Source organism: Vibrio sp. 1078-1 (assembly GCF_033340475.1).
Map to the genome: position 1 here is coordinate 1 of NZ_JAWOWM010000112.1, position 993 is coordinate 993.

The following is a 993-nucleotide window of genomic DNA, read 5'->3' on the forward strand; positions in this document are numbered from 1 at the left end:
TCCAACGGCGCGCACTGGGTCGCGACCACTTTCATGTTCTTGGGCGGTCTGCCATTTCTATTGTTTGTTGCCGCTTTACGCAAACGCAGCATCGATATTCTGGTCAAAGATGCACAGGTACGAGGCTTTGCATACTTGTTCTTGTTCTCAAGCTTAGTGGTTGCCGCTTGGCTAGTGATTCGCGATGGTTACACCATTTTGGATGCCCTGCGAGTGTCGATGTTCAACATCGTTTCTGTGGTGACAACCACCGGGTTCGGCTTGGAAGATTTCACCGCTTGGGGTGCTCTGCCAACCACGCTCTTTGCCTTCTTAATGATGGCAGGGGCATGTTCTGGCTCAACCGCGGGCGGGATTAAAATCTTCCGTTTCCAAATTGCTATGACGCTGTTAAACAAACAGATCATGAAACTGATTCATCCATCCGGCGTTTTCGTGCAACGTTACAACCAACGTCCTGTGAACGACGACATCGTGCGCTCTGTGGTGGCGTTTGGGTTGATGTTCTTTATCACCATCATCTTTATCGCTGGCTGTTTAAGTGCCCTTGGTCTTGATCCCGTGACCAGCATTTCTGGCTCAATCACCGCCGTTGCCAACGTGGGTCCTGGCATGGGTAGCGTGATCGGCCCAACCGGTAACTTCGCGCCACTACCAGATGCCGCTAAATGGCTTCTAAGCTTTGGTATGTTGATGGGCCGCTTGGAGATTCTGACTATTCTTGTACTGTTCTTCCCTGCGTTTTGGCGCCGTTAAGCAGACACAAATAAAAGGTATGACAATGAAAACATGGATCACTCTGGCGACCCTACTCGCCACCTCATCCGCCTACGCCGCTGAAGTCGTCACTTTAGCCGACGGTCGAGAAGTGAAGTTGAACGATGACTTTACTTGGGAATACGTGATGACAAGTTCTGCGCCAAAAGAGGCCGTAGCCCAAACCACAACAAGCGCGGTTGAAACTGTCGCAGCTCCTGCGATTGCGACAATTCC

General features: G+C 51.1%; 2 protein-coding genes. Both read left to right on the forward strand.

Features of this window, described 5'->3' with window-relative positions; translation table 11 throughout:
* Positions 1-756 (forward strand): TrkH family potassium uptake protein (locus tag R7190_RS25950; protein WP_318137691.1); only part of this gene is annotated, 756 nt, incomplete at its 5' end.
* Between the two features lie 25 nt (positions 757-781).
* Positions 782-993, forward strand: a 212-nt coding sequence (locus tag R7190_RS25955) for a DUF3157 family protein (protein ID WP_318137692.1), incomplete at its 3' end; no start/stop codon positions are given.